Origin of the sequence: Erythrobacter tepidarius, assembly GCF_002155695.1 — a bacterium.
In the GTDB taxonomy this organism is placed as follows: Bacteria; Pseudomonadota; Alphaproteobacteria; order Sphingomonadales; family Sphingomonadaceae; genus Erythrobacter; species Erythrobacter tepidarius.
In genome coordinates, this window is the sequence record NZ_MUYJ01000011.1 from 131,185 (window position 1) to 157,688 (window position 26,504).

Here is a 26,504-nt window from a genome sequence, read left to right on the forward strand (position 1 = left end):
TATTGCACACACGTTCCCATCGAACCGGGCCGCCTTGGTCGGCTTCAAATTGTGGTCTTCGGGCCATGCGGACGCGTGTCTCCCGCCGTTGCTGCCACCTCCCGGCAGTATCCTGTCGAAGTGCAAGAATGGAGAGAAGATCGATGAACACCGTTAAGCGTGCGCTGCTGGCCACCCTCCTCGCTGCCGGCCCTGCCCTCGTTCCTGCCGCCGCGCTGGCGCAAGATGTCGGCGCCACGATCTACGGCAATGATGGCAATCCGATCGGCACGGTCGAAACCGTGGCCGACGGCATCGTCACGATCGACACCGGCAAGCACAAGGCCCCGATCCCCGCCGACCTGATCGGCACCAGCGCCAGCGGGCCAAGCATCAATGCCACCAAGGACCAGATCGACGCGATGATGGACGCGCAGGTCGCCGAGGCGAATGCCAAGCGCGATGCCGCGCTGGTGGTGGGTGCGGCCGTGGTTTCGGCCAACGGCAATCCGGCCGGCACGCTCGCCAGCGTCGATCTCGCCGCGGACAAGATTGTCCTCGAAAGCCCGGAAGGCCCGGTCGCGCTCAAGAAGGAGCATTTCGCGGTCAGTCCCGAAGGCCGGCTCATGGCGCTGTTCACCCGCGAACAGATCGCCAGCGCCGCCGCCAGCGCGCAGGCCGCCAGCACCGGCGGCGCGGCGCAATAAGCCAGGCCCAGCCCGCCAGGGGCCGCGCGCGTTCCGCCTGCGGCCCCGATCGTCAGTCGAAGCGGTTCGACTTGGGGAAGCCCTGTGGCGGCATGCGTCCGGCCGCCCCGCGCGCAACCTTCCACATCCGGATTTCGGTTTCGGTGCGGGTGCGTTCGCCCGATCCACCCATCTGCCAGCTGAGGCCCTCGGCCAGCACGAAGGTGGTCGCGTCCGACAGCCCGCCATCGCGGTAGCGCTGAAGCTGCACCCCCTGGCCGCGCGTCATCACCGGCAGTTCCTCGAGGTTGAACACGACCAGCTTGCGGTTGTCGCCGACGCAGGCGACGTGATCGTGACCCTCGCCAATGCGTCGCACCACCCGCAGCACCGCCCCGTCCTTGAGATTGACCACCTGCCGGCCTTTCCGGGTTTCGGCCAGCAGCTCGTTCATCTCGGCAACGAAGCCCTTGCCGTGGCTGGAGGCGAGCAGCAGCCGCCCGCCGGGCCGGTGCACCATCATCGCGGCGATCGAAGCCTCGCTTTCAAGGTCGATCATGCTGCGCACCGGCTCGCCGAAGCCACGCGCGCCGGGCAGCTTGTCGCAGCCCAATGTGAAGAAGCGCCCGTCCGAGGCCGCGAGCAGCAGCTTGTCGGTGGTCTGCGCGTGGCAGATGAAGGCGAGACCGTCGCCCTCCTTGTATTTGAACTCCTGATCAAGCGGTACATGGCCGCTGGCCGCCCTGATCCAGCCCTTCTGGCTGAGGATCACCGTCACCGGCGCCTTCTCGATCATCGCATCCATGCTGAATTCGACCGTCGCGGCGGCCTCGGCAATCAGCGTGCGGCGCGCACCGATCGCGGTGTCCTCAGCATAGTCCTTGCGCAGCGCCTTGAGATCGCGCTTGAGCCGGGTGCGCTGGCGGGCCGGGCTTTCGAGCAGCTTTTCAAGCTCGTCCTGTTCGGCCAGCAGCTCATCCTGCTCTTTCCTGAGCTGCATCTCCTCCAGCTTGCGCAAGCTGCGCAGCCGCATGTTGAGGATCGCCTCGGCCTGGCGGTCGGTGAGCGCGAATTCGGCCATCATCACCGGCTTGGGCTCGTCCTCGCTGCGGATGATGGCAATCACCCGGTCGAGGTTGAGGTAGGCGATGATGTAGCCGCGCACCAGCTCCAGGCGCTTTTCGATCTGGTCGAGTCGGTGGCGCGCGCGGCGCTGGAGAATGTCGATCTGCGCCGCCGTCCAGTGTTCGAGCAATTCCTTCAGCCCCATCACCATCGGCGTGCGCGTGGCATCGAGCACGTTGAGATTGAGGCTGAAACGCGTTTCCAGATCGGTCAGCCTGAACAGGCTTTCCTTGAGCAGGTCGGGATCGACGTTGCGGCTCTTGGGCACCAGCACGATCCGGATCGCGGTATCGCTTTCGTCGCGCACGTCTTCGAGGATCGGCAGCTTCTTGTCGGCAATCGCCTGGGCGATCTGCTCGATCAGCTTGGACTTGGGCACCTGATAGGGGATTTCCGAGATCACCAGCTGCCATTGGCCGCCGCCGAGGCGCTCGATCCCCGCCTCGACATCGGCCGGATCCTTCGCCTCGGGCGCGCGGAACCGCCCGCGCAGGCGAAAGGCGCCGCGCCCGGTACGGTAGGCCTCGGCAATCACCGCCGGGCTATCGATCACCTGCCCGCCGGTGGGAAAGTCGGGGCCGTGGAACAGCTCCATCAGCCTTTCGTGGGTGACGTGGGGATTTTCGATGAGTTCAAGCGTCGCATCGATGATCTCGGCGACATTGTGGCTGGGGATGCTGGTCGCCATGCCCACCGCGATCCCGCTTGCGCCATTGGCGAGCAGGTTGGGGAACAGGCCGGGGAAGATCTCCGGCTCGACTTCCTCGCCGTTGTAGGTCGGCAGGAAATCGACCGTGCCCTCGTCCAGCCCCCCCATCAGTTCGAGCGCGGTCTTGGTCAGGCGCGCTTCGGTGTAGCGGTAGGCCGCGGCGTTATCGCCATCGACATTGCCGAAGTTGCCCTGCCCCTCGACCAGCGGATAGCGCAGCGCGAAATCCTGCGCGAGGCGCACCATCGCATCATAGACCGACGCATCGCCATGCGGGTGATACTTGCCGATCACGTCGCCAACGACGCGGGCGGACTTCTTGAAGGCACTCGAAGGATCGAGCTTCAGCTGCCGCATCGCCCACAGCAGCCGGCGGTGCACCGGCTTCAGCCCGTCGCGCAGATCGGGCAGGCTGCGCGCGGTGATGGTCGAGAGGGCATAGACCAGATAGCGCTCGGACAGCGCGGCATCGAAGGGCGCATCGACGATCGCGTCGAAGCCGTCGTCAGGGGTATCGGTGATGGTGGGATCGGACATGGCGCCCGTCTAGCAACCCGCGCCGCGACGAGGGAGAGGGGTTTCCACAGGGTTGAGCCGCTCTACATCTTCCTGAGGTCATTGCTGGTCGCGGGGACGGAGACGGTCAGCCCGTCCATCTGCGCGGTCAGCTCGATCTGGCACGACAGGCGGCTGGTGCGCCGCGCCCCGGCGGCGAAGTCGAGCATGTCCTCCTCCTCCTCGCTCGCCGGGGGCAGGCGGTCGAACCATTCGGGCGCGACGATCACGTGGCAGGTCGAACAGGCCATCTGCCCCTCGCAGGTGCCTTCGAGCGGCAGTCCCGCCGCCTGGCCGACGCGCAGCAGGTTGTCGCCCGGCGCGGCGGTCGTTTCCACCTGCTTCCCGCGCGGATCGATGAAGGTGACACCAATCTTTCCCTTGGGGATGCTCACAGGCCTTGCTCCTGCGCCGCGGCCTTGATCGCGGCGGCGGCGGTTTCGATGTCCTCAAGGCTGGTATAGCGCCCGAATCCGAGGCGGATAGAGGACTTTGCCTCAGGCTCGGTGAGGCCGATGGCGCGCAGCACATGGCTTGGCCGACCCGAACCGCTGGCGCAAGCCGAACCGGCCGAGAACATCACGGAGCGGCAGTCGCTCATCAGCCGGGCGACATCGAGGCCATCCCTGCGGAGGTTGAGATTGCCGTGCCAGCGGTGGGTGTCGCTGCCGTTCAGCGTCCAGCCGTCGAACAGTTCGCGCGCGCGCTGCCACAGGGCTTCGACATGGGCCGCGTCCTCGGCCATGCGCTCCGCCGCCAACCGCGCCGCCGCGCCGAAGCCCGCGACCAGCGCCGGGCTAAGCGTCCCCGAGCGCAAGCCCTGTTCCTGTCCGCCGCCATGAATCTGCGGCTGCAAGTCCAGTCCGTCCCTGACCCACAGCGCACCGATGCCCTTCGGGCCGTGGAGCTTGTGCGCGGAAACCGCGATCATGTCGGCATTGGCCGGCGGGGAGAGCTTCCCAGCGCCCTGCACCGCATCGCACAGGAACCACCCGCCCGCCGCATGGGCCGCGTCCGCCAGTTGCTCGACCGGCTGGATCGTCCCGATCTCGTTATTGACCTGCATCACTGCGATGAGCTGCGTGCCTTGGGGGATGATCGTGTCGCCCGCGACAAGGCCTTGGCGATCGACCGGCAGCACCAGCATCTCGGCGCTATCGCCAAGCGCGCGGACGCCATCGAGCACCGCCGCGTGCTCGATGGCTGAAACGGCGATGATGTTGCTGCCCGCGGCGCGCGCGGTGCCCTTGATCGCAAGGTTGATCGCCTCGGTCGCACCGGAGGTGAAGATCACCCGCCCTCCGGCCGGAAACAGCGCGCCGATTTGCGCGCGCGCGGCCTCGATCGCGGCAGCGGCCATGCGGCCCATGCGGTGGGGGGAATGGGGGTTGCCGAAAGTGTCGCTCTCCGGCCCGCCCAGCCAGCGCAGCATCGCCTCGCGCGCTTCGGGGGCGAGCGGCGTGGTAGCCTGATAGTCGAGGTAGATCATGGGGTTAATTGCCACCGAGAAATGTGCTCACCCCGGCCCGCCAACACACGGGCCGCACGGGCGACCGCCCGCTCGCAGGCGCCCGGAGCGAAGCGGAGGACTAGCGCCCAGAACTGCACGCCGGAGGGCGTGCAGCAGACAAGAAACTGGGGCCACGGAGCAATTGCGGGGAGACGATGGAGGTTCAACATAGCGACGCCCAAGCCTCGCTGAACCGCGCCAGTTCTTCGGGCGTGGTTGACCAGCCCATGCTCACCCGGATGGTGCGCGCGGCCACATCGTCGGGCACCCCAAAGGCATCGAGCACCCGGCTTTTCTTCAATGTGCCCGACGAACAGGCGCTCCCCGCCGAAACGGCAAAGCCCATGGCGTCAAGGCGGATCAGCAGGGCTTGGGCGCTCATGGTCGGGTGGGCGACCGCGAAGATGTGCGAGCATTGCGGGCCGAGCGCGATGGCTTCTCCCGCCGCCCGGATCGCCTCGCGGAAGGCCAGGCGGTCGGCCTCGCTGGTCGCCCAGCCCGGCAAGCCGCCCGCCTCCAAAGCCGCCGCCATGCCCAGCGCGCCGGGCAGGTTCTCGGTCCCTTGCCGGTAACCACGCTCATGCCCGCCAACCGGTTCCAGCAGGTTGAAGTCCCGAACCAACAGGGCACCAATCCCAATCGGCCCGCCGAACTTGTGCGCCGAGATCACCAGCATGTCGGCCTCCGGCAGCTTCAACTTGCCGGCGCTTTGGGAGCAATCGACGAGCATCTGCCCGCCACCTTCCCGGACGACTTCAGGCAGGGTGTTCCGCTCGTAAGGCCAGAGGATCGTGCCGGTTTCCGAATTGACGTGCTGCACCGCCACCAGCGCACCCGCGCAGTCGGGAGACCCGTCCAAGTCGACCTCACCATCGACCACCGGCAGAATTTCGGCATCGGGCGCCGCCCGGAACACCGCGTCATGCTCGACCGCGCTGACGATCCGGCGCTTTACCTTCGCACGACCCAGCGCGATCCACAGCGCCTCGCTCGCCCCGCTGGTGAAGATCAGCTCGCCGTCCCACCCCAGCGCGCGCTTCACCCGCTCGCGCGCATCCTCCAGTGCGGCGCGCGCGCGGCGGCCCTCGGCGTGGGGGCTGGACGGGTTCGCCCACAGCCGAAAGCCCTCCTCCATCGCCGCCTTGGCCTCCGGGCGCAGCGGCGAGGTGGCGGCGTGATCGAGATAGACCCGTTGCGGGATGGTCTTTTCCTCACAAGAAATTGCGATTTTCGCCTGTGCGCCTATATAGGCCGCGCAAACGCCAGCGCCACCCGGCGCGTGTGCTCTCGATCACAAGGTTTACCGATGCCCTCAGTCATCTTCCCCGGCCCGGAAGGCCGTCTTGAAGGTCGATTCTCCCCACCCCCGCGCCCGCGCGCGCCGGTTGCCATGATCCTCCATCCGCACCCCGAAGGCGGCGGAACGATGAACGACCGGATCGTGCAGCGGCTCTACAAGACCTTTGCCGAGCGCGGCTTTGCGACGCTGCGTTTCAACTTCCGCGGCGTGGGGCGCTCGCAAGGCAGCTTCGACAGCGGCATAGGCGAACTCTCCGACGCGGCTGCCGCGCTCGATTGGGTCCAGTCGATCCACCCTGAAGCGCAGAGCACCTGGATCGCTGGCTATTCCTTCGGCGCCCTGATCGGGATGCAGCTCTTGATGCGCCGTCCCGAAGTGCGCGGCTTCATCGCGATCGCGCCGCCGGCGAATATGTACGACTTCAGCTTTCTTGCCCCTTGCCCGGCGAGCGGCATCTTCTTGCAGGGTGCGGCGGACACGGTGGTCCAGCCCGCCGCGGTGCAGAAGCTGGTCGACAAGCTGCGCACCCAGAAGCACATCACCATCCACCACGAGGAAATCCCGCGCGCCAACCACTTCTTCGAAAACGAGCTGGAGGAACTGATGGCCGCGGTCGACAATTACCTCGATTTCCGGCTGTCGCCCGATTGCCCGATCAAGTGAAAGTGGCGATCCGGGGCTGACGAAAATCCCGGATCGCAAGGCAAAATCTCGCTGCGCCGATCAGAAATCAGCGAAACTTCGCGGCCGCGCAGAGCCGAGGCGCTCACGCTTTGCTCGGGCGCTGCGGTCGCGGTGGCCGCGGAGATGCACCGGAGACCCAAGAATGGGCTGCGCTTGCCATGCCCGCCGCCTGCACCGAACGAGCCGGCCAGCCGCACAGGCAATCCGCTTGGGCGCGGATTGAGCAGCAGCATCACCTAGAGAATGCCTTGATTTGACGCGGCGATTTGACGCGGCGCGCCGGGGGCGGACTATTCGCCTCCGGCCGCCTTCAACTGCTCGATCGGTGCCTTGCCGGTTTCGCTCGGCACGGTCCAGATCAGCACGTTGATCACCGCAATCAGCGCCAGCAACACCATCAGCGCTGGGTTCTTGGCCTCGCCGGTGCGCCGCCACAGCAAGAACGCCCCTGCCAGCAACGCCAGCGCGGCGAGCATCACGATCGAAAGCACGACATCGGTCATGCTGTGCGCTCTAGCCGCCTTGGCCCGCGCAGTGCAATTGACTTGGGGCAAGCGCCCCGCCAAACCGACCAGCATGAGAGAGAGATTTGCCGATTTCACCCGCCGCCAGACCCTCAAGGGGCTGGCGGGCGCCTCCGCCCTTGCCCTGTTGCCCGCCTGCGCCCGCAACCAGGCCGATCTTGCCGCCGCACCCGCGGGCGGTTCCATCGCCCGGCTCGATCCGGACGCGGCGCTGGATCGGATCGCCTACCGGATGCTCGCTCACGAGCCTGGCCGCGCCACTGGCCTTGGCGTCGACACGGGCGAATTCGCCGCCTGGCGCGCGACCTTCGGCATGACGGGCGAGGAAGGGCGCAGCGCCTATGCCAGCACGCTCAAGCAGCTGCTCGCCGAAGCCCGCGCCTACCCCCGCGAGGGGCTCACCAGCGACCAGCAGATCGGCTTCGAAGTGGTCGAAAGCGCCTTCTCCAAGGCGCTGGAGGGCATGGCCATGCCCTATGGCGATGTGGCGGTCGGCAGCTGGCGCAATGCCCCCTATGTCGTGATCCAGAACGTCGGCGGCTATATCGACCTGCCGCGCTTCTTCGGCTCGACCCAGCCGCTGCGCACGCGCGAGGACATCGGTCCCTATATCGCCCGCCTCGCCGAAGTTCCGGCAATCCTCGACGGCGAGCTGGAGCGCATCCGCGCCGCGCGCGGCATGGGCGTGGTGCCGCCTGCCTTCCTGCTCGACAAGGCGATCGCGCAGCTGGAAGCCAGCCTGCCGCAGGCGCGGGACAGCTATGCCGGGCCGCTCGCTGCGGCCACCATCGATGGGGCGGCACGCTCCGTCGCGCAGGCCGAACGCATCATCGCCACCGGCATCGTTCCCGCGCTCGAACGCCAGCTGGCCGAACTGCGCACCCAGCGCAGCCTTGCCAGGGACAGTGCCGGCATGTGGGCCCAGCCGATGGGCGAGGAATATTACGCCTGGGCGGTCAGCGCCTCGACCACCACCACCATGACGCCCGACGAGATCCACCGTCAGGGCCTTGCCGAACTGGAGGAGATTCACGGTCGGATGGATCCGATCCTGCGCGAGATAGGCTACACCAAAGGCAGCGTCGGCGAGCGGATGCGCGCGCTTGCCGAGGATCCGCGCTACAAGTTTGCCGAGGGCGATCCGGGCCGCAAGGAGATCTTCGATTTCATCAACGAACGGGTCGCCTGGATCAGGGCGCAGATGCCGCGCGCCTTCGACCAGCTGGTCGATCCGCCGCTGGAAGTGCGTCGCCTGCCGCTGGCCGAGGAACCGGGCGCGCCCGGCGCCTATGGCGGCGCGGGCAGCAAGGATGGCAGCATCCCCGGGCGATTCTGGATCAACCTTCGCACCACCGATCTGCATCGCAAATATGATCTGGCCGATCTGACCTTCCACGAAAGCATTCCGGGCCACGTGTGGGAAGGCGAGTTTTCCAACCGCCTGCCGCTGATCCGCTCGATCCTCGCCTTCAACGCCTTTAGCGAAGGCTGGGCGCTCTATGCCGAACAGCTCGCCGACGAGTTGGGAGCCTATGACGAATTCAAGGTCGGCCGGCTGGGATACCTGCAAAGCCTCGCCTTTCGCGCTTGCCGGCTGGTGGTCGACACCGGCCTGCACGCCAAGCGATGGACGCGCGAAGAGGGCCGCCGGTTCTTCGTCGAGCGCAACGGCTCCAAGTTCGAGGAGGTCGCCTCCGAGGTTGATCGCTATTGCAGCTGGCCGGGGCAGGCCTGCGGCTACAAGATCGGCCATTCGGAAATCCTCCGCCAGCGCGCCCGCGCGCAGGCCGAACTGGGCAGCCGTTACGACTTCAAGGCGTTCAACACCGCCGTCATCCTCGGCGGCAATGCGCCGCTCAACGTCGTCGCCAATACCGTCAGCCGCTATATCGCCAAGGCCAAGGGGTAGATCCTGCCCCTTGGCAATGCGCCCGTCTGATCACACGCCGCAACCGTCTCGCGGCAGGAAGATGGCATGGAAATGCCAGGACAAGACCGCGAAACCATGCGCCGCGCGCCGCTCGCGCCGGGCCATGTCGGAGCGATCCGCGCGATCGGGAACGAACGGCTCCTCCCTACGGGCGCGACCGTCACACCGAACGAGGTGCGGCCCGCGGAGGTGATAAGCGAGATCCGGTTTGCGCGCGGGGCCGAGCGCGAGACGATGCGGGTGCGCGCGGTGATCGGGCACCTGCCGGGGGTGATTTGCTGCGCGCGCGGCTGGCCGGCTGATTGCGCTCAGCTCTTGCCGAACAGCCCCTTGGCGATGTCCATGATGTCGTCAACCGGGTTACCGTCGCCGTCCCGGTCGAGGATGTTCGCGAAGTTGGCGAGCGAACCTTCGCCGCCGATCGCCGCGACGATCTGGTTGAGCACATCGGGCGAGAGGCCGGTCTTCTCCGCCGCCAGCGTGACCGTGTCGCCTTCCAGCGCATGGGTTTTGCCGAGCGCGCCAATCGCCTGCTCCACCATCGCCGGATCAAGCCCGACCTGCTTGGCGAGGTTCACCACATCGTCCGGCGCGCCGCCGATGTTCTTCAGGATGCCGTCAAGAATGCTCATCTCTTCCCTCCTCTTGCGCGAGTCGAGCGGCAGTGTGGCAAAGCATTGCGTCGATACAAGGAAAAAGCCCCGCTCCGGCTCGGGCCGGGCGGGGCTCTCCTCTCCAACCGGTGAAAAGATCAGGCCGCAACCGGCGCCGGCGCGGCCTTGAGCACGCCTTCATCGACATGGGCTTCGAACTGGGCGAAGTTGTCGATGAACAGCTGCACCAGTTTGCGGGCTGTGGCGTCATACTCGGCGCCATCGGCCCAGGTGCTGCGCGGATCGAGAATGGTCTGATCTAGCCCGGCCTCGGCCAGCGCGGGCACGAAGACCGGCACGTCGAAGCCGAAATTGGGATCCTTGCGGAACTCCACCGCGTCCATCTTGCCATCGAGCACCGCGTTGAGCAGTGCGCGGGTGGCCTTGATCGGCATCCGGCTGCCAGTGCCATACTTGCCGCCCGTCCAGCCGGTGTTGACCAGCCAGCACTGCGCCCCGCCCTTGGCGATCCGTTCCTTGAGCAGATTGCCATAGACGCTCGGGTGGCGCGGCATGAAGGCGGCGCCGAAGCAGGTGCTGAAGGTCGCTTCCGGTTCGGTCACGCCGATTTCGGTGCCCGCGACCTTGGCGGTGTAGCCCGAGAGGAAATAATACATCGCCTGATCGGCAGTGAGCCGCGCGATCGGAGGCAGCACGCCAAAGGCATCCGCCGTCAGCATGATGACATTCGCGGGGGCCGGGCCGAGGTTCTTCTCGCTCGCGTTCGGGATGAAGTCAATCGGATAGGCGCCGCGGGTGTTTTCGGTCTTGCTGCTGTCGGTGAAGTCGAGCTCGCGGGTTTCCTCGTCCATCGTCACGTTTTCGAGGATCGTGCCGAACATCCTGGTGGTGGCGTAGATCTCCGGCTCGCCCTCGGCCGAGAGATTGATCATCTTGGCGTAGCAGCCGCCTTCGAAGTTGAACACCGCGGTGTCCGACCAGCCATGCTCGTCATCGCCGATCAGGGTGCGGCTGGCGTCGGCGGAAAGCGTGGTCTTGCCGGTGCCCGACAGGCCGAAGAAGATCGCAGACCTGCCATCAGCGCCGATATTGGCCGAACAGTGCATCGGCATCACGCCCTGCGCGGGCAGGAGGTAGTTGAGCAGGCCGAACACGCCCTTCTTCATCTCGCCCGAATATTCGGTATTGCCGATCAGGATCAGCTTTTCGGTGAAGCTTACCGCGATCACCGTGTCGCTGCGGCAGCCGTGGCGTTCGGGATCGGCCTTGAAGCTGGGCAGATTGATGATGGTGTATTCGGGGACGAAGCTGGCCAGCTCTTCGGCTGTCGGACGCACCAGCAAGGTGCGGATGAACAGGTTGTGCCAGGCCAGCTGGTTGATGACGCGCACGTTCAGGCGGTATTCTGGCTGCGAGCCGCCGAACAGATCGGCGACGAATAGCTCCTCCTGGCCTTCCAGTTCCTTGAGGAAATCGGCCTTGAGCGCGGCGAAGTGCTCCGGGCTCATCGGCTGGTTGATGGGACCCCAGTTGACGGTGTGCTCGGTCTCGGCATCGCGGACGATGTACTTGTCCTTCACGCTGCGCCCGGTGAAGCGGCCGGTATCGACCAGAAGCGCGCCATGCTTGGTCAGCTTGCCTTCGCCCTTCTTGAGCGCGTGCTCAACCAGCGCGGCGGTGCCGAGATTGGCGTGGATCGTTGCGCCGGTGTGCAGGTTCTGCGCGGCCAGCGGGGTAGCAAGCGAGGTCAAGGTCATGTCTCCTGAGCCAGTCAAGATGGCGGCAAAGCCGGGATCGGGGACGGATCCGCAACGGCTCACCTAGCATCGGCGCATACGTATGCAAAGATCGGCCGAAGCGTGGTGCACAACATGCCCCGTCACCTCTCCTGCGCCCTTAATTGGCGACTCGCGGCGCGTCAAACGCGCGCGTCCCGACAAAATTGCGCCGCGCGTGAACCGCCCTGTAACGCAGGCGCAAGGCCGATTGTCTCGACGCGGCAATGACGCTACCCCTGCAGCTATGCAAGGGCGGCGGCGAGAAGGATAGGCATCATGTCCGACAGCACCCGCGAAGAGTCCGGGCTGGCGCAGGATCCCGCGCCGGAAACCGGCCGCGCCGTCCAGATCGCGCTGGTCGACGATGATCGCAACATCCTCACCACTGTCTCGATCGCGCTTCAGGCCGAAGGTTTCGCCACCCGGCTCTATTCCGACGGCGAGACGGCGCTCAAGGCGCTGCTCGACAATCCGCCCGATCTCGCGGTGTTCGACATCAAGATGCCCAACATGGACGGGATGGAGCTGCTGCGCCGGCTGCGCGCGCAATCCGCCCTGCCGGTCATCTTCCTCACCAGCAAGGACGACGAACGCGACGAGGAAGCGGGGCTGGAACTGGGCGCGGATGACTACATCGCCAAGCCCTTCAGCCTGCGCCTGCTGATCGCCCGCATCCGTGCGATCCTGCGCCGTGCCGAACCGCTGCGCGATGGCGCCGGCCCGTCCGGCTCGACCGAACCGGCCCAGGCCAGCATCACCCGCGGGCGGCTGTTCATGGATCCGGCCCGCCACCAGGTCACCTGGGACGGGCTGCCAGTGAGCCTGACGGTCACCGAATTCCTGATCCTCGAAGCGCTGGCGGTGCGCCCCGGGGTGATCAAGAGCCGCAACCAGCTGATGGATGCGGCCTATCCCGACGATGTCTTCGTCGATGACCGCACGGTCGATAGCCACATCAAGCGAATGCGGCGCAAGTTCCGGATGGTCGATCCGCAATTCGCCGCGATCGATACGCTTTACGGCGCCGGTTACAGCTTCAACGATGGCTGAACCGGCCCCTGCCGCCGCGAGCGGCGAGACACTCACCGTCACCGGACGCTTTGCGCTCACCGCGCGCATTCTCGTCGTCAACATCCTGCCGCTGCTGGTTCTCGGCGGCGGGCTGTTCTATCTCGACAGCTACCGCACCCAGCTGATCAACGAGCGCTTCAAGCTCGCCCGGATCGAGGCCCAGATTACCGCCGAGGCGCTGGCCGGGGCGACCCGCGAGCGGCAGGAGGCGCTGCTGGTGCAGATCGGCAAGGAACAACGGATGCGCCTGAGGATGTTCGATACCGAAGGCAAGCTCACCGCCGATAGCTTCGCGCTGGCCGATCCCTCTTTCAGGTTCAACGACATCTCCGACGATGACTGGGAGCAGCGCTTCTCGCGCTGGCTCGATCGCACGGTCGACACCATCGTCGCGGCCGAGCCGGTGCAGGACTATGTCGAGCCCGAGGCGCAGGAGGCCGATGCCTGGCCCGAACTGGCCCGCGCGCGCGAGCTCGGCCTGTCGCAGGTCCGGCTCTACGACTGGCGCGATGGCACCCCGGTGATCACCGCCGCCGCGCCCGTGGGCCTCAACGGTGCGACATTGCTGACCGTTCGCAACGCGGTCGACATTACCGACAGCGTGCGGGCGGCGCGCACCACCCTGTTCTTTGCCATGCTGCTGGTGATGGCAGCCTCGGCGCTGCTGTCGCTGTTCCTCGCGCGGACCATCGTCACTCCGCTGCGCCAGCTCGCCCTCGCTGCGGTGCGGGTGCGTCAGGGGCGCGAGCGCGAGGTCGAAGTGCCGCGCCTGCCGCAAAGGAGCGACGAGATCGGTCTGCTCGCCCGCGCGGTCTCGGACATGACCGGCGCGCTGCGTCAGCGCATCGACGCGGTCGACAGCTTCGCCGCCGATGTCGCGCACGAAATCAAGAACCCGCTTGCAAGCCTGCGCAGCGCGATCGAATCCCTTCCCCGCGTCACCGACCCCGCGCTGAAGGAGGAGCTGATCCAGATCGCCACCCATGACGTGCGCCGGATCGACCGGCTGGTGAGCGAGATCTCCGACGCCAGCCGGATCGATGCCGAAATGAGCCGCGCGACGCTTGAGACGATCGACCTCGCTGCGCTGGTGCGCGCGATCATCGGTGGGCGCGAGGACCGGGCCGAGAACGGCGGTCGTCCGATTGTGCTCGCGGTGGACGGCCTCGCGGCACGGGTGCGCGGGGTCGGCGCGCGGCTCGAACGGGTGGTGGAGAACCTGCTCGACAATGCCGTGTCCTTCTCGCCGCCGGACGCAGCAATCGAGGTCACGCTCGAGAATGACGGCCGATGGGTGACGCTCACGGTGTGCGATCACGGCCCCGGCATTCCGGAAGAATCGCGCGAGAAGGTGTTCCAGCGGTTCCATTCGGTCCGCCCGGCGGAGGAGGAATTCGGCAACCACTCGGGGCTGGGTCTGGCGATTGCCCGCACCATTGCCGAGGCGCATGACGGCACGCTGATCGCCCTAGCGCGGCCCGATGGGGCAAGGGGCGCGTGCCTGCGCCTGCGGCTTCCGGCGGCGGCATGACCTCGGCCGGCGCCATCGTCCACCAGGCCAGCGCGGTGGCGATCGCCGGTCGCGCCCTGCTGATCGAGGGCCCGCCGGGCAGCGGCAAGTCGAGCCTCGCGCTCGCGCTGATCGACCGCGGCGCGGGGCTGATCGGGGATGATGCCGTGGAACTGCGGAACGAAGGCGGCGTGCTGCGTGCCGCCCCGCCGCCCAACATCGCCGGGCTGCTCGAGGTGCGCGGCGTGGGCCTCGTCCGCTTTCCCGTCGCTGCGCCCGCGCCGGTGGCGCTGGTGCTGACGCTCGGCGGAGCGCCGGGCGAGCGCCTGCCCCCACGCCCCCTGCCCTCTCGCCGCATCGCCGGCGTCGCGGTGCCGGTGCTGGCCTTCGATCCTGGCCGGATCGCGCCCGCCCAGCGCGCCGAACAGGCGCTGGCGCTGCACGGAATCGTTACAAATGCGCCTTCCCTTTCCGCCGCGCCGGGGCGAGAAGGACGGTGATGAACGGCACCCAGGCCCCTGCCCGTCCGCCCCAGCAGCTGCTGCTTGTCACCGGCCTGTCCGGCGCGGGCAAGTCCACTGTGCTGGCCGTGCTCGAGGATCTGGGATGGGAGACGATCGACAATTTCCCCGTCCGTCTGCTCAAGCGATTGGTCACCATGCCCGACGAGGCGCGCGGCCCCCTGGCAATCGGGTTCGATTCGCGCACCCGCGGCTTTGTCCCGGCCGAGATCATCGCGCTGGTCAAGGAACTCGCCGCGCGCGAGGACATCGCGCTCACCTTCGTGTTTCTCGACTGCGCCGGCAACGAGCTCGAGCGCCGCTACAACGAAACCCGCCGCCGCCACCCGATGGCCGCAGGCCGCCCGGTGATGGAAGGCATCGCCGCCGAGCGCGAGCTGCTCGAACCCCTGCGCCGCTGGGCCGAGATCATGATCGACACTTCGGCGATGAGCAGCAACGACCTGCAGAGCCACATCCGCCACCTGTTCGCGCCGGGGGCAGGCGAGGCTGCGATGACGCTCACCCTCTCCAGCTTCGGCTTTGCGCGGGGGATGCCGCCGCTTGCCGATCTGGTGTTTGATATGCGTTTTCTGGACAATCCCCATTGGGTCCCCGCCCTGCGCGAGCTGACCGGACTGGACGCGGCGGTTGGCGAACATATCCGGCGCGACCCGGCCTTCGCGGAGGTCTTCGCGCGGATCCGTGACCTTCTGTTGGTGCTGCTTCCGCGCTATGCGGCCCAGGGCAAGCCCTATGTCCACGTCGCTTTCGGCTGTACCGGCGGGAGACACCGCTCGGTCTATACCGCCGAGGCCATGGCTGAGAGCTTGCGCGCCGCCGGTTTTTCGCCCACTGTCCGGCATCGCAACCTTGGCTCGCGCACGGCCGACGCAATCGAACGTGACCGGCGCTAGGGACGGCACAGGCAGGCACGGGATTGTCCGCTTGGGTAGAAACTCGTAGAGGCCTGCTTCGGGCGGGCAGTTAACGGACCGAATTTCACGCATGATCGGCTTGATCCTGGTTACTCACGGTCGCCTTGCCGACCAGTTCGTCGAAGCGATGGAACACGTTGTCGGCCGGCAGGACGGAATCGTCACCGTATGCATCGGCCCGAACGACGACATGGAGCAGCGTCGCGCCGAGATCGCGCAGGCGATCGAGGCAGTGGACACGGGCAGCGGTGTCATCATCCTCACCGATTTGTTCGGCGGCACCCCGTCCAATCTGGCGATCTCGCTGCTCGATGCCGGACATATCGAGGTGATTGCCGGCATCAACCTGCCGATGCTGATCCGCCTTGCCGGTGCACGCAAGGCGATGGATGTGACCGCCGCGGTTCATGCCGCGCAGACCGCGGGGCGCAACTACATCACTATCGCCAGCGAGCTGCTGGCCCAGGACACCGCTCCGCCGGCACGGGCCAAGGCCTAGGGGCGCGGCTGCGTGGGGGAGGCAAGGCAAAGCGTCACCATCGTCAACCGACGCGGCTTGCACGCGCGGGCGAGCGCCAAATTCGTCGCCGCGGTTGCCGCCCTGCCCGAAGGCGTGAGCGTGACCGTGTCCAAGTCACCCAACAGCGCGGCGGGCGGATCGATCCTCGGACTGATGATGCTCGGCGCGGCCAAGGGCGACACGATCGAGGTCGTGGTGAAAGGCGAAGGGGCGCAGGGCGTGCTCGCCGATCTGGTTGCGCTGGTCGCGGACGGCTTCGGCGAGGATTGACCACAGCGCGCGAAAAGGCCAGCGGCGGTGCCCATGCGCAAGCACATCACCGGATTTTCCAATCCGACCATCAAATATCTGCGTTCGCTGCGCGACAAGAAGCACCGCAAACGCGCCCGCCAGTTTCTGGTCGAAGGGCTGCGCCTGCTCGAGGATGCGCGCGCCTGCGGACGGTTGCCGCAGATGCTGGTGATGGCCGAGGGGCGCGAACATCCTCTCCTGGAGCCGCTCGAGGCCGCGGTGACGGCAGCCGGCGGCACGGTTATCGCCACCACGCCCGACATCCTCTCCAAGATCACCGGAAAGGACAATGCCCAGAGCGTGGCGGGGGTGTTCGACGAGTGGGACACCGCGCTCGCGCGCCTCGATCGCAAGGCCGCGCCGATCTGGCTGGTGGCGCAGGCGCTGCGCGATCCGGGCAATCTCGGCACGATGCTGCGCACCGCCGATGCGGTGGGTGCAGGCGGGCTGATCCTGATCGACGACTGCGCCGATCCCTTCAGCGCCGAAGCCGTCCGCGCCAGCATGGGCGCGGTGTTCACCGTGGGCCTCGCACAGGCGCGATGGGACGAATTCCTGCCATGGCTGCGGGCGGGGCCTGGCCAGCTTGTGGCAGCCTCGCTGCGGGATGCGGTGCCCTATCGCGGGGCGGACTACCGCGCGCCGTGCTTCATCCTGGTCGGCAACGAATCCCAAGGGCTGCCCGAGGACTACGAAGCAGCCTGCGACCAGCGCGTCACGATACCGATGAAGGGCCGCGCGGATTCCCTGAATGCGGCCGTGGCAGGCGCGGTGCTGGCCTATGAGGTGCTGGCGGCGATCGCCGGGCAAAGTTGACAAAGGCGACACCGTGTCAACTTTCGGATTCCGATATTTCCTATTGAAATAAAAAATATTAATTCTGAAATCATCGGGGCGGCGGACAGCAACCGGGGGCGCGCGGTGGTGGCGGCGGAAACGCGTTGGCGCAAAAGGGGGCGGACGATGGGAAAGAGCCGGCAGCCGCAATGGCGCGCGAATAGGCGGTAGGAAAGCCCCGATGCGGCTCAGGCCTTGCGCTGCACTAGGCTTGGGCTGCATTTCGACCGGCGGCGCGGTCGTGCCCCGACTGCGGGCAACGCGCCTTGAAGGTGAAGCGGCGCGGGCAGGATCGGAGCGATCGCGCATCCACCGGCGCAAGAAGCATCGATCAATGCCGGGCCGGCAGCCTTCAGCCACCCGTCACAGCGCCTGATGGGCCTGCCCGAAACGGCACAGACATGCGCGCCGCCGAACCATTTCCGGCGCGGGGCCACCTGCCGAAATTGGCCTGAGCCAGCCGCCAGCCCGACCCTCCCCCCGGCCAACGTTCCGGTTCACGCCGGCGCGCCGCGCCCTTCCGCTTCACCTTCATCTTCAGGCGCTTCGAGCGCGGCAACATCTTCGGCATTGTAGCGCGGCGCGCTTTCGACCAGCGGCACATCCTCGATCGTGCGCTTGCCGATCTGGATGCCCTTTTCGGCCAGCCGCCGTCCGGAGGAGAGCACGTTACGTTCGAAGCTGCCGACGAACTTGTTGTAATTGTTGACCGCGCTTTCCAGCCCGCCGCCTACGCGCTTCAAGTGCTCGGCGGCGGTGGCAAGGCGATCATAAAGCTCCGCCCCTATCCGTCCGATTTCCTGCGCCTCGCGCGCGAGGCCATCCTGCCGCCAGACCTGCGCCACCGTGCGGGCGATGGCGACAAGATTGGTGGGGGTAGCGAGCAGCACCCGCTTGTCAAAGGCGAAGTTCCACAGGTCGGGACTGTGTTCGAGCGCGGCGGCGACGAAGTGCTCGCCCGGCACGAACATCACCACGTAATCGGCAGCTTCGGCAAACTGCGACTGGTAGCTCTTGGCGCCGAGCATCTCGATATGCCTGCGCATCGACTTGACGTGCTCATCCAGCGCGCGCTGGCGGGCTTCGTCGTCGGTCGCCTCGAAAGCCTTCTGATAGGCGTTGAGCGAAACCTTGGAGTCGATCACCAGCACCTTGCCGCCGGGGATCCGCACGATCGCATCGGGACGCAAGCGGCCATCCTCGGTGTCAACCGAATGCTCCATGATGAAATCGGTGTGCTGCGCCAGCCCGCATTGTTCGAGCAGGTTCTGCAGCGCCTTCTCGCCCCAGCGCCCGCGCGCCTTGGGGGCATTGGTGAGCGAATTGCCGAGTCGCTGCGCTTCGCGCCGCACCTGTTCCTGGCCCTCGCGCATCGCCTGGAGCAGGCCCGTAAGCTGGCCGAAGGCATCGGTGCGCCGCGCCTCGAGCTCGGCGACCTGCCGTTCGTAACTCGCCAGCTTTTCACCCACCGGCGAAAGCAGCGCCTTGAGCTTTTCCTCGCTCGCCTTCTCGGAATGGCCGAGCCGTTCCTCGGCGCGCTTGAGAAAGGCCTCTTGCGCGCGGTTCAGCACGGCCGCGCCGGTGTTTTCAAACTCCTTGAGCAGGTTCGCGCGCGATTCTTCAAGCAAGCGCTTCTGTTCCTCGAAGGCGGCCCGCTCGGCACGGAAACGCGCGTTTTCCTCGCGTGCGGCGGTCAATTGCTGCTCTAGGCCCTCCGCCCGCGCGGCGCGTTCACCCAGCGCCGCTACCTCGACCCGCGCCTCGCCCAGTTCGGCGATCGCGCGTTTGAATTCGCTCTCACGCTCGGCCGCCGCCTGCTCGGCCTCGGCCAGCCGCGCGCGCAGATCCGCGAGCGGGCGCGAAGCGATAAACCAGCCGAGCGCAAGGCCGACAACGAGGGCAATGATCGAGAGAATCGCAGGATCCATACGCCATTTCTACACGGAACGTATAGAGAACGCCAGAGGGGCATCGCGATATCCCAAGAAAGCGGGGCCCCGGGTCAAGCCCGGGGTGACGAGGAAGGATCGCTTGGCAGATGCATCGGCGCGTAGCGCCGCGAGGCCACGCGGCCGAGCCGCAGGTGCCCCGTAGCGTAGCGGAGGGATCGGCACCGAGGACGCTCGCCCGGAGGGGCGAGCGAAAAGCAGATTACGCAGCCCGCCGGATCTTTTCGAGCTTCTTGAGCACCATCGCCCGCTTCAGGCGCGAGAGATGGTCGATGAAGAGGATGCCTTCCAAGTGATCCATCTCGTGCTGCAGGCAAGTCGCCATCAGCCCGTCGAGGCGCTCTTCGTGGGTGTTGCCCTCCAGATCCTGATAGCGCACCGTGCAGGTCGCCGGGCGATCGACATCGGCATAGATCTCGGGAACCGAGAGGCAGCCTTCCTGATAGGTCGACATTTCTTCGGCCGGATCGAGGATCACCGGGTTGATGAACACCCGCGGATCCTTCCTGGTGGCCGGGTGGGTGTGCTTGTGGCCGTTGTGTTCGCACTCCACCGGCGGCGCGTCCGGGTCTTCGGGCTGGAGATCGATCACCAGCACCCGCTTGGGCACGCCGATCTGGATCGCGGCCAGGCCGATGCCGGGGGCATCATACATGGTCTCGAACATGTCTTCGACGAGGCTGTTGAGCTCGGGGCCGAACTCATGCGGTTCGACCGGGGTCGAGACGGTCTTGAGCCGGGGATCCGGCACTTCGAGGATTTTGCGGATAGCCATGCGCGTCATGTAAGCCAGGCGCGCGATTTATTCAACGCAATGCGTCACCCCACGGGCCGCCTTGCGCGCAGGGCCTGGGCCAGCGTGCCCTCGTCAAGGTAGTCAAGCTCGCCGCCGACCGGCAGGCCGTGGGCGAGCTGGGTGACGCGGACCGGATGGGCCTCGAGCCGCTCGGCGAGGTAATGCGCGGTGGTCTGGCCCTCGAACGTGGCGTTCATGGCAAGCACCACCTCGTCCACCCCGCCGCCCTCGACTCGGGCGAGCAGGCTGGCGATATTGAGATTTTCCGGGCCGATGCCGTCCAATGCCGAAAGCCGCCCGCCAAGCACGTGATAGCGCCCGGGGAACAGCCGCGCGCGCTCGAGCGCCCAGACGTCCGAGACCTCCTCGACCACGCACAGCGCGCGCGCATCGCGGCGCGGATCGGCGCAGATGCCGCAAGGGTCGCAGGTATCGACATTGCCGCAGATATGGCACTCGACCAGCGTCTCGGCCACGCCCGCGAGCGCCTCGAGCAGCGCGGGCAGCGCGCTTTCGCGGTGCTTGACCAGCCACAGCACCGCCCGCCGCGCCGAGCGCGGCCCCAGCCCCGGCAGACGGGCGAGCGCGGCGCTCAATGCCTCGATCTCTTGCGATGCCATGGGGTCAGAGATAGGGGCTGGGCCACGCTTCACAAAGGCTCGCGGCAAGGCTTATGCGCATCATCTTCATGGGTACGCCCGATTTCGCGGTGCCGGCGCTGCGGGCGCTGCATGCGGCGGGGCATGAGATTGCCTGCGCCTATACCCAGCCGCCGCGCCCGGCCGGGCGGGGCAAGAAGCTGATGCCCTCGCCGGTGCAGGTGGAGGCCGAGCGGCTGGGGCTGATGGTGCGCTCTCCGCTGTCGCTCCGCGGGGGCGAGGCGCAGGCCGATTTTGCGGCGTTGGGCGCGGATGTGGCGGTGGTCGCGGCCTATGGCCTGATTCTGCCGCAGCCGGTGCTCGACGCGCCGCGCCGCGGCTGCCTCAACATTCATGCCTCGCTCCTGCCGCGCTGGCGCGGGGCGGCGCCGATCCACCGCGCGGTGATGGCAGGCGATGCGGAGACGGGCGTCACCATCATGCAGATGGAAGCGGGGCTGGATAGCGGGCCGATGCTGCACAAGGTGGCGGTGCCGATAGGGCGCAAGACGACGGGCGAACTGGTCGAGGAACTGGCCGCGGTCGGCGCGGCGGCGATGGTGGAGGTGCTGGCCGATCTCGCCGCCTTCCCGCCGGAAGTGCAGGACGAGGCGCAAGCGATCTACGCCCCCAAGATCGACAAGGCGGAAAGCCGGATCGATTGGGCCGAACCCGCCGAGGTGATCGAACGCCGCGTGCGCGGACTTGCGCCCTTTCCGGGGGCGTGGTTCGAGCTGGAAGGCGAGCGGATCAAGCTGCTGCTCGCCGAAGTGGTGGACGCCAGCGACGCGCCCGGGAGAGTGCTCGACGATGACTTCACCATCGCCTGCGGTTCGGGCGCGGTCCGGCCCGTGAAGCTGCAGCGCGCCGGCAAGCCGGTGCTGGAGCGCGAAGCGTTCCTGCGCGGGCGGCCGGTGGCCAGGGGCACCATGCTCGCGTGACCCGCTTTGCCCTCACCCTCGAATTCGACGGCACGCCGTTCTTCGGGCTGCAGCGCCAGAGCCACGGGCCGAGCGTGCAGCAGGCAATCGAGGAGGCGGTCGAACAGATCACCGGCGAGCGTGTCGTGATGCATGCGGCAGGCCGCACCGATGCGGGCGTCCACGCGCTGGCGATGCGCAGCCATGTCGATATCGAAAGGCCGTTCGATCCCTTCCGGCTGATGGCCGCGCTCAATGCCCGGCTGCGGCCCGCCCCGATCGCCGTGACCCACTGCCAGGTGGTGCCCGACGCCTGGCACGCGCGCTTTTCCTGCACCGGGCGGCGCTATCTCTACCGCATCGTCAACCGCCGCGCGCCGCTGACCTTGCTGCGCGACAAGGCCTGGCACGTCCCCCAGCCTCTGGACGCGGAGGCGATGCACCGCGCCGCGCAGGCGCTGGTCGGGCGGCATGACTTCACCACCTTCCGGAGCGTCCATTGCCAGGCCGCCGATCCGGTCAAGTCGCTGGACTTGCTGGATGTGGAAAGGGTCGGCGAGGAAATCCACATCCACGCCGCCGCGCGCAGCTTCCTGCACCATCAGGTGCGCTCGATGGTCGGCTGCCTTAAGCTGGTTGGCGCAGGGACATGGCCCGAAAGCCGCATCGCCGAGGCGCTCGCGGCACGCGACCGCCAGGCCTTGGGGCTTAACGCGCCGCCCCATGGCCTCTACTTTGTCGCGGCAACCTACCCGGAATTGCAAGAGGAACAAGCATGACCACCACCGGAAAGCAGCTCTTCACCACCCTCACCGCCGACGGCAAGCTGACACTGGAGTTGGCCGAAAGCCAGTTCCCCGCCCCCACCGGCAATCAGGTGCTGGTGAGAATGGAAGCCGCGCCGATCAACCCCTCAGACCTTGCGATCCTGACTTCCGCGGCCGATTTCGAGACCGCCGAATACGCCCCCGGCAAGGTGGTTGCGACCATGCCCGAGCCGTTCCTTTCGGGCCAGAAGGCGCGCCATGGCCAGCGCCTGCCGGCCGGCAACGAGGGCGCAGGCACGGTGATCGCCGCCGGTGACAGCGACATGGCGCGGGCGCTGCTCGGCCAGCGTGTCGCCTGCGTGCCGGGCCATGCCTTCAGCCAATATGCCATCGCCGATGCGATGATGTGCCTGCCGCTGGGCGAGCATTCGTCCGAGGCCGGTGCCTCGAGCTTCGTCAATCCGATGACCGCGCTTGGTTTCGTCGAAACCGCGAAGATGGAGGGCCACTCGGCCATCGTCCACCTCGCCGCGGCATCCAACCTCGGCCAGATGCTCAATCGCATCTGCATCGAGGACGGGATCAAGCTGGTCAACATCGTGCGCCGGCCCGAACATGTCGAACTCTTGAAGTCGCAGGGTGCGACCTATGTCATCGACAGTTCCGCTCCCACCTACATGGCCGACCTGCGCGCCGCGATCGCCGAGACCGGCGCCTTCCTCGGCTTCGATCCGATCGGCGGCGGACAGGCGAGCGATGGCGTGCTCAAGGCCATGGAACAGGTCGCGGTCAGCCAGATGACCGAGTTCTCGCGCTATGGTTCGAACCAGCAGAAAAAGATGTATATCTATGGCCGGCTCGACCTCTCGCCGACCATCCTCACCCCTTCCTATGGGCTGCAGTGGTGCGTGGCGGGCTGGCTGCTCACGCCGTTCCTCCAGCGTGCGGGCATGGAGACCGTGGTGCGGATGCGCCAGCGCGTGCAGGAGAACCTCACCACCACCTTCGCCTCCCACTACAAGGCCAGGGTGACGCTGGAGGGGATGCTCGAACGGGAAGCGATTCTCGACTACCGCCAGATGAAGACCGGCGAGAAATATCTCGTCACGCCCTGGGGGTGAGGCCCTGCCCTCACCCCGCGTCAAACGCCGCCTGCACGGCCGCGGCATCGGTAATCCCGGCGGCCACCAAGACCATCAGCAGCACCCGCGCCTTGGCCGGGCCGAGCGCGCGGGCGGCGACGAGGCCGAGCCGGTCATCGTCGACCTCGACATTGCGATCGACCAGCCCCTCGTCGACGCGGGTGGAGCGCACCACCGGCACGCCCTTCGCCGCCGCGCGGGCGAGCGCCCGGATCACCTGCGCCGGGGCATTTCCCTGGCCCATCCCGGCGAGCACGATGCCCTTGGCGCCAATGCCGAGCAGGGCAGCAACCGGCTGATCGTCCATCCCCGCGCTCGCGGTGAGGATCGCAACGCGCGGCAATTCCTGAGGGAAAGGATAGCGCGCCTGTTCGTCCGCCCGGTGCGGGGGGCCAAACCAGTCGAGGCTCGCGGGCGTGACCCGGCCGAGCGGGCCTCTCGGGAAGCTGCGGAAGGCATCGATGCTGCTGGTCGCCGCCTTGCGGGCATCGCGTGCGGCCAGCACCGCATCGCCCATCACCAGCATCACCCCGCGCCCGGCCGCCGCAGGATCGCTCGCCACCTTCACCGCATTGGCGAAGTTGCGCAGCCCGTCCGCGCCCACGGCATCGGCCGGGCGCATCGCGCCGACCAGCACGACGGGCTTGGTGGTCGCCAGCGTCAGATCGAGCAGGAAGCCGGTCTCCTCGGCGGTATCGGTGCCGTGGGTGATGATGATCCCGTCCACCGCCGGATCGGCCAGTGCGGTCTGGCAGGCGGCGTGGAGCGCCTGCCATTCGGCAAAGCCGATGTCCTGCGAGCCGATCCGCGCGATTTCCTGCGGCACCAGCTGCGCCGGCAAACCAAGCGCGGCAAGCCCGTCCACCAGCACTTCCAGCGCATAGCCGCCCGGACGATAGGCCGCGCCGATGGCATTGCCGCCCGCGCCTGCGATGGTGCCGCCGGTGCCGAGGACGAGGAGGCGCGCGATGTTCATGCCCCTTGCCCTAGCCCCGCTACTGCGACGAGGCTACAGGGCAATTGCATTTGCGCCGCGCCGCGCTAGAGACCGGGCGGCGCACCGTGGGGCGGTTAGCTCAGTTGGTAGAGCATCTCGCTTACACCGAGAGGGTCGGCGGTTCGAGCCCGTCACCGCCCACCACACAAAACCGCGGAAAAGCGCGGTTTCCGGATGTTTTAGAGGATCCAGCCACCAGACCCGCTCAGGTCTGTGTATCCGCCGTGTATCCAACAAACTGTCTACGATGCGATTGCCTCAAAGCAGCTCCGCAGGTATCCATCCGGCGGGGGCCGCCTTGCGCGGGTAGGTAGCGAGCGCTCTTTAGCGTGCTCTTTTGAGCGCGCTTAGGAGTGGTCGATGGGTCAGGTGACGGTATTTTCGGGGCCGGAGCGGCGGCGCCGGTGGAGCGAGGAAGAACGGCTGCGGATCCTTTCCGAGGCGTTCGCGCCTGGCGCCTGCGTTGCCGAGGTGTGTCGGCGGCACGATATCTCCTCGGCGCTGATCTACACTTGGCGGCGCAAGTTGCTCGATGCAGGCGCGGCGCAGGAGGCCGAGGCGCCGGATGCGCTTCCCACGCCGGTATTCGCCGAAGCGGTGATCGACGGGGACGCGGTGCCGGTCAGCGCTGCCGAGCACCCGGCGATGATCATCGACCTGCCACGCGGCAAGCGGCTGAGCGTTTTCGCTGCGGCATCGCCGGCGCTGGTCGCTGCCGCGCTGAAGGCTCTGCGATGATCCCTTCCGGCGCGCGGGTGTGGATCGCGCTGGGCCACACGGATATGAGGAAGGGCATGCAGGGCCTGGCACTGCTGGTGCAGCAGGGCCTGAAGCGTAATCCGCATGGCGGGGATCTGTTCGTATTCCGCGGCCGCGCGGGCTCGCTGATCAAGATCATATGGCACGACGGGATCGGCATGTCGCTCTACGCCAAGCGGCTCGAGAAGGGCCGGTTCGTATGGCCGTCGGCCAAGGAGGGAACGGTGTCGCTGACCCCCTCGCAGCTGGCCTGCCTGCTGGAGGGGATCGACTGGAGGAACCCCCAGTATACGTGGCGGCCGCAGAGCGCAGGATAATCGTCGCAAGGCGGTGTTTTGCCCTTGCGGCAGAGGGTGGAACATGATTCCATCTCTCCTGTGGAAGCCGCCATCTCGCCCCTGCCAGACGACGTTGAAGCGCTCAAGGCGCTGGTGGCGACGATGGCCCGCAGAGCCGAGGAGGCCGAGCAGAACGCTGCCACTGCCACGGCCAAGCTCGCCAACGCCATGGCCCACCAGAGCGCCATCGAGGCGCTGATCGCTCACCTCAAGCTGCAGATCGCCAAGCTGAAGCGCGAGCAGTATGGCCCCAGCGCCGAGCGCAGCCGACGCCTGCTGGGTCAGATGGAGCTGCAGCTCGAAGAGCTCGAGGCTGACGCCACCGAGGACGATCTGATTGCCGAGGAAGCGGCAGCGAAGACCACCACGGTCACTGCCTTCGAGCGCAAGCGCCCGGCAAGGAAGCCGTTCCCCGAGCACCTCCCCCGCGAGCGCGTGGTGGTGCCTGCCCCCTGTTCCTGCCCGGCCTGCGGTGGGGACCGGCTGTCCAAGCTCGGCGAGGACGTCACCGAGACGCTCGAGGTCATCCCGCGCTCGTGGAAGGTGATCCAGACGGTCCGGGAGAAGTTTGCGTGCCGGGACTGCGAGAAGATCGCTCAGGCCCCCGCTCCTTTCCATGTGGTGCCCCGCGGATGGGCCGGGCCCAGCTTTCTCGCCATGCTGCTGTTCGAGAAGTATGGGCAGCATCAGCCCCTCAACCGTCAGGCCGAGCGGTTCGCTCGCGAAGGCGTGCCGCTCAGTCTCTCGACCCTGGCCGATCAGGTCGGCGCCGCTGCTCACGCGCTGATGCCGATCTACAAGCTGATCGAGGCGCACGTTCTGGCTGCAGACCGCATCCACGGCGACGATACCACCGTGCCGGTCATGGCCAAGGGCAAGACCGATGTGGCCCGATTATGGGTCTACGTCCGCGATGATCGGCCGTTCGCCGGGTCTGATCCACCGGCGGCGCTGTTCCACTACTCGCGCGATCGGCGCGGCGAGCACCCGCAAGCCCATCTCGCAGGCTGGTCCGGGATCCTACAGGCCGATGCCTATAGCGGCTACAACGACCTCTATCGCGAAGGACGCGACCCCGGCCCCGTGCTCGAGGCAGGCTGCTTCGCCCATGCGAGGCGCAAGTTCTTCGAGCTGGCC

Annotated in this window: 28 protein-coding genes and 1 tRNA gene; 17 read left to right on the plus strand and 12 right to left on the minus strand. The window is 67.1% G+C overall.

Annotation, left to right across the window (positions count from 1 at the left end; all coding sequences use genetic code 11):
• Positions 1–143 precede the first annotated feature (143 nt).
• On the plus strand, positions 144–686 hold the full coding sequence (locus BZF61_RS12065) for a hypothetical protein (protein ID WP_086619544.1): 543 nt from the start codon (positions 144–146) through the stop codon (positions 684–686).
• Between the two features lie 52 nt (positions 687–738).
• On the opposite strand, the gene parC is transcribed toward BZF61_RS12065, so the two are convergent.
• The 4 genes from parC to BZF61_RS12085 all read right to left on the minus strand — a co-directional run bounded on the left by parC (position 739) and on the right by BZF61_RS12085 (position 5,699).
• Positions 739–3,036 carry a DNA topoisomerase IV subunit A gene (gene parC, locus BZF61_RS12070; protein ID WP_086619546.1) on the minus strand — a complete coding sequence of 766 codons (2,298 nt, stop codon included), beginning with the start codon at positions 3,034–3,036 and terminating at the stop codon, positions 739–741.
• A gap of 62 nt (positions 3,037–3,098) precedes the next feature.
• Entirely contained in the window at positions 3,099–3,443 is a 345-nt protein-coding gene (locus BZF61_RS12075) for a 2Fe-2S iron-sulfur cluster-binding protein (RefSeq protein ID WP_425429628.1), read from the minus strand.
• Between the two features lie 2 nt (positions 3,444–3,445).
• Positions 3,446–4,543, minus strand: coding sequence for a cysteine desulfurase family protein (locus BZF61_RS12080; RefSeq protein ID WP_086619547.1), 1,098 nt, complete (start codon positions 4,541–4,543; stop codon positions 3,446–3,448).
• A 184-nt stretch (positions 4,544–4,727) separates the two neighbouring features.
• Positions 4,728–5,699 (minus strand): cysteine desulfurase family protein, encoded by a 972-nt coding sequence (locus BZF61_RS12085; protein WP_245804614.1) that lies wholly within the window; start codon positions 5,697–5,699, stop codon positions 4,728–4,730.
• Positions 5,700–5,870: 171 nt separating this feature from the next.
• On the opposite strand from BZF61_RS12085, the gene BZF61_RS12090 reads away from it, so the two are divergent.
• Positions 5,871–6,527 carry an alpha/beta hydrolase gene (locus BZF61_RS12090; protein ID WP_086619550.1) on the plus strand — a complete coding sequence of 219 codons (657 nt, stop codon included), beginning with the start codon at positions 5,871–5,873 and terminating at the stop codon, positions 6,525–6,527.
• Here the strand turns inward: BZF61_RS12090 and BZF61_RS15625 are convergent.
• On the minus strand, positions 6,485–6,784 hold the full coding sequence (locus tag BZF61_RS15625; protein ID WP_143737035.1) for a hypothetical protein: 300 nt from the start codon (positions 6,782–6,784) through the stop codon (positions 6,485–6,487). The genes BZF61_RS12090 and BZF61_RS15625 overlap by 43 nt on opposite strands.
• Positions 6,785–6,838: 54 nt before the next feature.
• On the minus strand, positions 6,839–7,051 hold the full coding sequence (locus BZF61_RS12095; RefSeq protein WP_086619552.1) for a hypothetical protein: 213 nt from the start codon (positions 7,049–7,051) through the stop codon (positions 6,839–6,841).
• Positions 7,052–7,124: 73 nt separating this feature from the next.
• Here BZF61_RS12095 and BZF61_RS12100 point away from each other — a divergent pair, with 73 nt between their 5' ends.
• On the plus strand, positions 7,125–8,981 hold the full coding sequence (locus tag BZF61_RS12100; RefSeq protein ID WP_086619553.1) for a DUF885 domain-containing protein: 1,857 nt from the start codon (positions 7,125–7,127) through the stop codon (positions 8,979–8,981).
• 329 nt (positions 8,982–9,310) lie between these two features.
• Here BZF61_RS12100 and BZF61_RS12105 read toward each other — a convergent pair whose 3' ends face one another.
• Positions 9,311–9,634, minus strand: a complete 324-nt coding sequence (locus tag BZF61_RS12105) for a hypothetical protein (RefSeq protein WP_086619555.1) — start codon at positions 9,632–9,634, stop codon at positions 9,311–9,313.
• Positions 9,635–9,753: 119 nt separating this feature from the next.
• The gene (locus tag BZF61_RS12110) at positions 9,754–11,373 is read right to left on the minus strand and encodes a phosphoenolpyruvate carboxykinase (RefSeq protein ID WP_086619557.1); all 1,620 of its coding nucleotides are present in this window, start codon (positions 11,371–11,373) and stop codon (positions 9,754–9,756) included.
• A gap of 297 nt (positions 11,374–11,670) precedes the next feature.
• Here BZF61_RS12110 and BZF61_RS12115 point away from each other — a divergent pair, with 297 nt between their 5' ends.
• From BZF61_RS12115 to BZF61_RS12145, 7 genes are all read left to right on the plus strand, one after another.
• On the plus strand, positions 11,671–12,444 hold the full coding sequence (locus BZF61_RS12115) for a response regulator transcription factor (RefSeq protein ID WP_086619558.1): 774 nt from the start codon (positions 11,671–11,673) through the stop codon (positions 12,442–12,444).
• Positions 12,437–13,996, plus strand: a complete 1,560-nt coding sequence (locus BZF61_RS12120; RefSeq protein ID WP_086619560.1) for a sensor histidine kinase — start codon at positions 12,437–12,439, stop codon at positions 13,994–13,996. The genes BZF61_RS12115 and BZF61_RS12120 overlap by 8 nt, the downstream gene beginning before the upstream one ends.
• Positions 13,993–14,475: an HPr kinase/phosphorylase gene (locus tag BZF61_RS12125; RefSeq protein ID WP_086619605.1), complete on the plus strand. Its 483-nt coding sequence runs from the start codon at positions 13,993–13,995 to the stop codon at positions 14,473–14,475. The genes BZF61_RS12120 and BZF61_RS12125 overlap by 4 nt, the downstream gene beginning before the upstream one ends.
• Positions 14,475–15,392, plus strand: coding sequence for an RNase adapter RapZ (gene rapZ, locus BZF61_RS12130; protein WP_086619562.1), 918 nt, complete (start codon positions 14,475–14,477; stop codon positions 15,390–15,392). The genes BZF61_RS12125 and rapZ overlap by 1 nt, the downstream gene beginning before the upstream one ends.
• Before the next feature lie 91 nt (positions 15,393–15,483).
• Positions 15,484–15,912, plus strand: a complete 429-nt coding sequence (locus BZF61_RS12135; protein ID WP_086619563.1) for a PTS sugar transporter subunit IIA — start codon at positions 15,484–15,486, stop codon at positions 15,910–15,912.
• 12 nt (positions 15,913–15,924) lie between these two features.
• The gene (locus BZF61_RS12140) at positions 15,925–16,203 is read left to right on the plus strand and encodes an HPr family phosphocarrier protein (protein WP_086619564.1); all 279 of its coding nucleotides are present in this window, start codon (positions 15,925–15,927) and stop codon (positions 16,201–16,203) included.
• A 33-nt stretch (positions 16,204–16,236) separates the two neighbouring features.
• The gene (locus BZF61_RS12145; RefSeq protein WP_086619566.1) at positions 16,237–17,040 is read left to right on the plus strand and encodes a TrmH family RNA methyltransferase; all 804 of its coding nucleotides are present in this window, start codon (positions 16,237–16,239) and stop codon (positions 17,038–17,040) included.
• 518 nt (positions 17,041–17,558) lie between these two features.
• On the opposite strand, the gene BZF61_RS12150 is transcribed toward BZF61_RS12145, so the two are convergent.
• From BZF61_RS12150 to recR, 3 genes are all read right to left on the minus strand, one after another.
• On the minus strand, positions 17,559–18,989 hold the full coding sequence (locus BZF61_RS12150) for a DNA recombination protein RmuC (RefSeq protein WP_086619568.1): 1,431 nt from the start codon (positions 18,987–18,989) through the stop codon (positions 17,559–17,561).
• 223 nt (positions 18,990–19,212) lie between these two features.
• Positions 19,213–19,785, minus strand: a complete 573-nt coding sequence (locus BZF61_RS12155; protein ID WP_086619607.1) for a peptide deformylase — start codon at positions 19,783–19,785, stop codon at positions 19,213–19,215.
• 44 nt (positions 19,786–19,829) lie between these two features.
• Positions 19,830–20,426, minus strand: coding sequence for a recombination mediator RecR (gene recR / locus BZF61_RS12160; RefSeq protein WP_086619570.1), 597 nt, complete (start codon positions 20,424–20,426; stop codon positions 19,830–19,832).
• Positions 20,427–20,479: 53 nt separating this feature from the next.
• Here recR and fmt point away from each other — a divergent pair, with 53 nt between their 5' ends.
• The 3 genes from fmt to BZF61_RS12175 are packed head-to-tail and all read left to right on the plus strand — an operon-like array spanning position 20,480 to position 23,252.
• The gene (gene fmt / locus BZF61_RS12165; protein ID WP_086619571.1) at positions 20,480–21,385 is read left to right on the plus strand and encodes a methionyl-tRNA formyltransferase; all 906 of its coding nucleotides are present in this window, start codon (positions 20,480–20,482) and stop codon (positions 21,383–21,385) included.
• A complete protein-coding gene (truA, locus tag BZF61_RS12170; RefSeq protein ID WP_086619573.1) occupies positions 21,382–22,143 on the plus strand; it encodes a tRNA pseudouridine(38-40) synthase TruA in 762 nt (253 codons plus the stop codon). The genes fmt and truA overlap by 4 nt, the downstream gene beginning before the upstream one ends.
• Positions 22,140–23,252 (plus strand): zinc-binding dehydrogenase, encoded by a 1,113-nt coding sequence (locus BZF61_RS12175; RefSeq protein ID WP_086619575.1) that lies wholly within the window; start codon positions 22,140–22,142, stop codon positions 23,250–23,252. The genes truA and BZF61_RS12175 overlap by 4 nt, the downstream gene beginning before the upstream one ends.
• 10 nt (positions 23,253–23,262) lie before the next feature.
• Here the strand turns inward: BZF61_RS12175 and BZF61_RS12180 are convergent, their stop codons facing one another.
• Entirely contained in the window at positions 23,263–24,249 is a 987-nt protein-coding gene (locus BZF61_RS12180) for an asparaginase (protein ID WP_086619576.1), read from the minus strand.
• Positions 24,250–24,338: 89 nt separating this feature from the next.
• Here BZF61_RS12180 and BZF61_RS12185 point away from each other — a divergent pair.
• The 4 genes from BZF61_RS12185 to tnpC form a co-directional block, all read left to right on the plus strand.
• Positions 24,339–24,414, plus strand: a tRNA-Val gene (locus BZF61_RS12185).
• 216 nt (positions 24,415–24,630) lie between these two features.
• A complete protein-coding gene (gene tnpA / locus BZF61_RS12190; protein ID WP_086616937.1) occupies positions 24,631–25,008 on the plus strand; it encodes an IS66-like element accessory protein TnpA in 378 nt (125 codons plus the stop codon).
• Complete coding sequence (gene tnpB, locus BZF61_RS12195; protein ID WP_086616938.1) at positions 25,005–25,346, plus strand: IS66 family insertion sequence element accessory protein TnpB; 342 nt, start codon at positions 25,005–25,007, stop codon at positions 25,344–25,346. The genes tnpA and tnpB overlap by 4 nt, the downstream gene beginning before the upstream one ends.
• A 60-nt stretch (positions 25,347–25,406) precedes the next feature.
• Positions 25,407–26,504, plus strand: a 1,098-nt coding sequence (gene tnpC, locus BZF61_RS12200; protein ID WP_086617424.1) for an IS66 family transposase, incomplete at its 3' end; no start/stop codon positions are given.

Coding starts and splice junctions, on each gene's coding strand:
- BZF61_RS12080 (WP_086619547.1), bottom strand. CDS start 4,543: ATGATCTACCTCGACTATCAGGCTACCACGCCGCTCGCCCCCGAAGCG.
- BZF61_RS12090 (WP_086619550.1), top strand. CDS start 5,871: ATGCCCTCAGTCATCTTCCCCGGCCCGGAAGGCCGTCTTGAAGGTCGA.
- BZF61_RS12120 (WP_086619560.1), top strand. CDS start 12,437: ATGGCTGAACCGGCCCCTGCCGCCGCGAGCGGCGAGACACTCACCGTC.
- BZF61_RS12065 (WP_086619544.1), top strand. CDS start 144: ATGAACACCGTTAAGCGTGCGCTGCTGGCCACCCTCCTCGCTGCCGGC.
- BZF61_RS12175 (WP_086619575.1), top strand. CDS start 22,140: ATGACCACCACCGGAAAGCAGCTCTTCACCACCCTCACCGCCGACGGC.
- fmt (WP_086619571.1), top strand. CDS start 20,480: ATGCGCATCATCTTCATGGGTACGCCCGATTTCGCGGTGCCGGCGCTG.
- BZF61_RS12085 (WP_245804614.1), bottom strand. CDS start 5,699: ATGGAGGAGGGCTTTCGGCTGTGGGCGAACCCGTCCAGCCCCCACGCC.
- BZF61_RS12180 (WP_086619576.1), bottom strand. CDS start 24,249: ATGAACATCGCGCGCCTCCTCGTCCTCGGCACCGGCGGCACCATCGCA.
- BZF61_RS12155 (WP_086619607.1), bottom strand. CDS start 19,785: ATGGCTATCCGCAAAATCCTCGAAGTGCCGGATCCCCGGCTCAAGACC.
- BZF61_RS12150 (WP_086619568.1), bottom strand. CDS start 18,989: ATGGATCCTGCGATTCTCTCGATCATTGCCCTCGTTGTCGGCCTTGCG.
- tnpA (WP_086616937.1), top strand. CDS start 24,631: ATGGGTCAGGTGACGGTATTTTCGGGGCCGGAGCGGCGGCGCCGGTGG.
- recR (WP_086619570.1), bottom strand. CDS start 20,426: ATGGCATCGCAAGAGATCGAGGCATTGAGCGCCGCGCTCGCCCGTCTG.
- BZF61_RS12115 (WP_086619558.1), top strand. CDS start 11,671: ATGTCCGACAGCACCCGCGAAGAGTCCGGGCTGGCGCAGGATCCCGCG.
- BZF61_RS12125 (WP_086619605.1), top strand. CDS start 13,993: ATGACCTCGGCCGGCGCCATCGTCCACCAGGCCAGCGCGGTGGCGATC.
- BZF61_RS12095 (WP_086619552.1), bottom strand. CDS start 7,051: ATGACCGATGTCGTGCTTTCGATCGTGATGCTCGCCGCGCTGGCGTTG.
- BZF61_RS12100 (WP_086619553.1), top strand. CDS start 7,125: ATGAGAGAGAGATTTGCCGATTTCACCCGCCGCCAGACCCTCAAGGGG.
- tnpB (WP_086616938.1), top strand. CDS start 25,005: ATGATCCCTTCCGGCGCGCGGGTGTGGATCGCGCTGGGCCACACGGAT.
- rapZ (WP_086619562.1), top strand. CDS start 14,475: ATGAACGGCACCCAGGCCCCTGCCCGTCCGCCCCAGCAGCTGCTGCTT.
- parC (WP_086619546.1), bottom strand. CDS start 3,036: ATGTCCGATCCCACCATCACCGATACCCCTGACGACGGCTTCGACGCG.
- BZF61_RS12110 (WP_086619557.1), bottom strand. CDS start 11,373: ATGACCTTGACCTCGCTTGCTACCCCGCTGGCCGCGCAGAACCTGCAC.
- BZF61_RS12105 (WP_086619555.1), bottom strand. CDS start 9,634: ATGAGCATTCTTGACGGCATCCTGAAGAACATCGGCGGCGCGCCGGAC.
- BZF61_RS12145 (WP_086619566.1), top strand. CDS start 16,237: ATGCGCAAGCACATCACCGGATTTTCCAATCCGACCATCAAATATCTG.
- BZF61_RS12135 (WP_086619563.1), top strand. CDS start 15,484: ATGATCGGCTTGATCCTGGTTACTCACGGTCGCCTTGCCGACCAGTTC.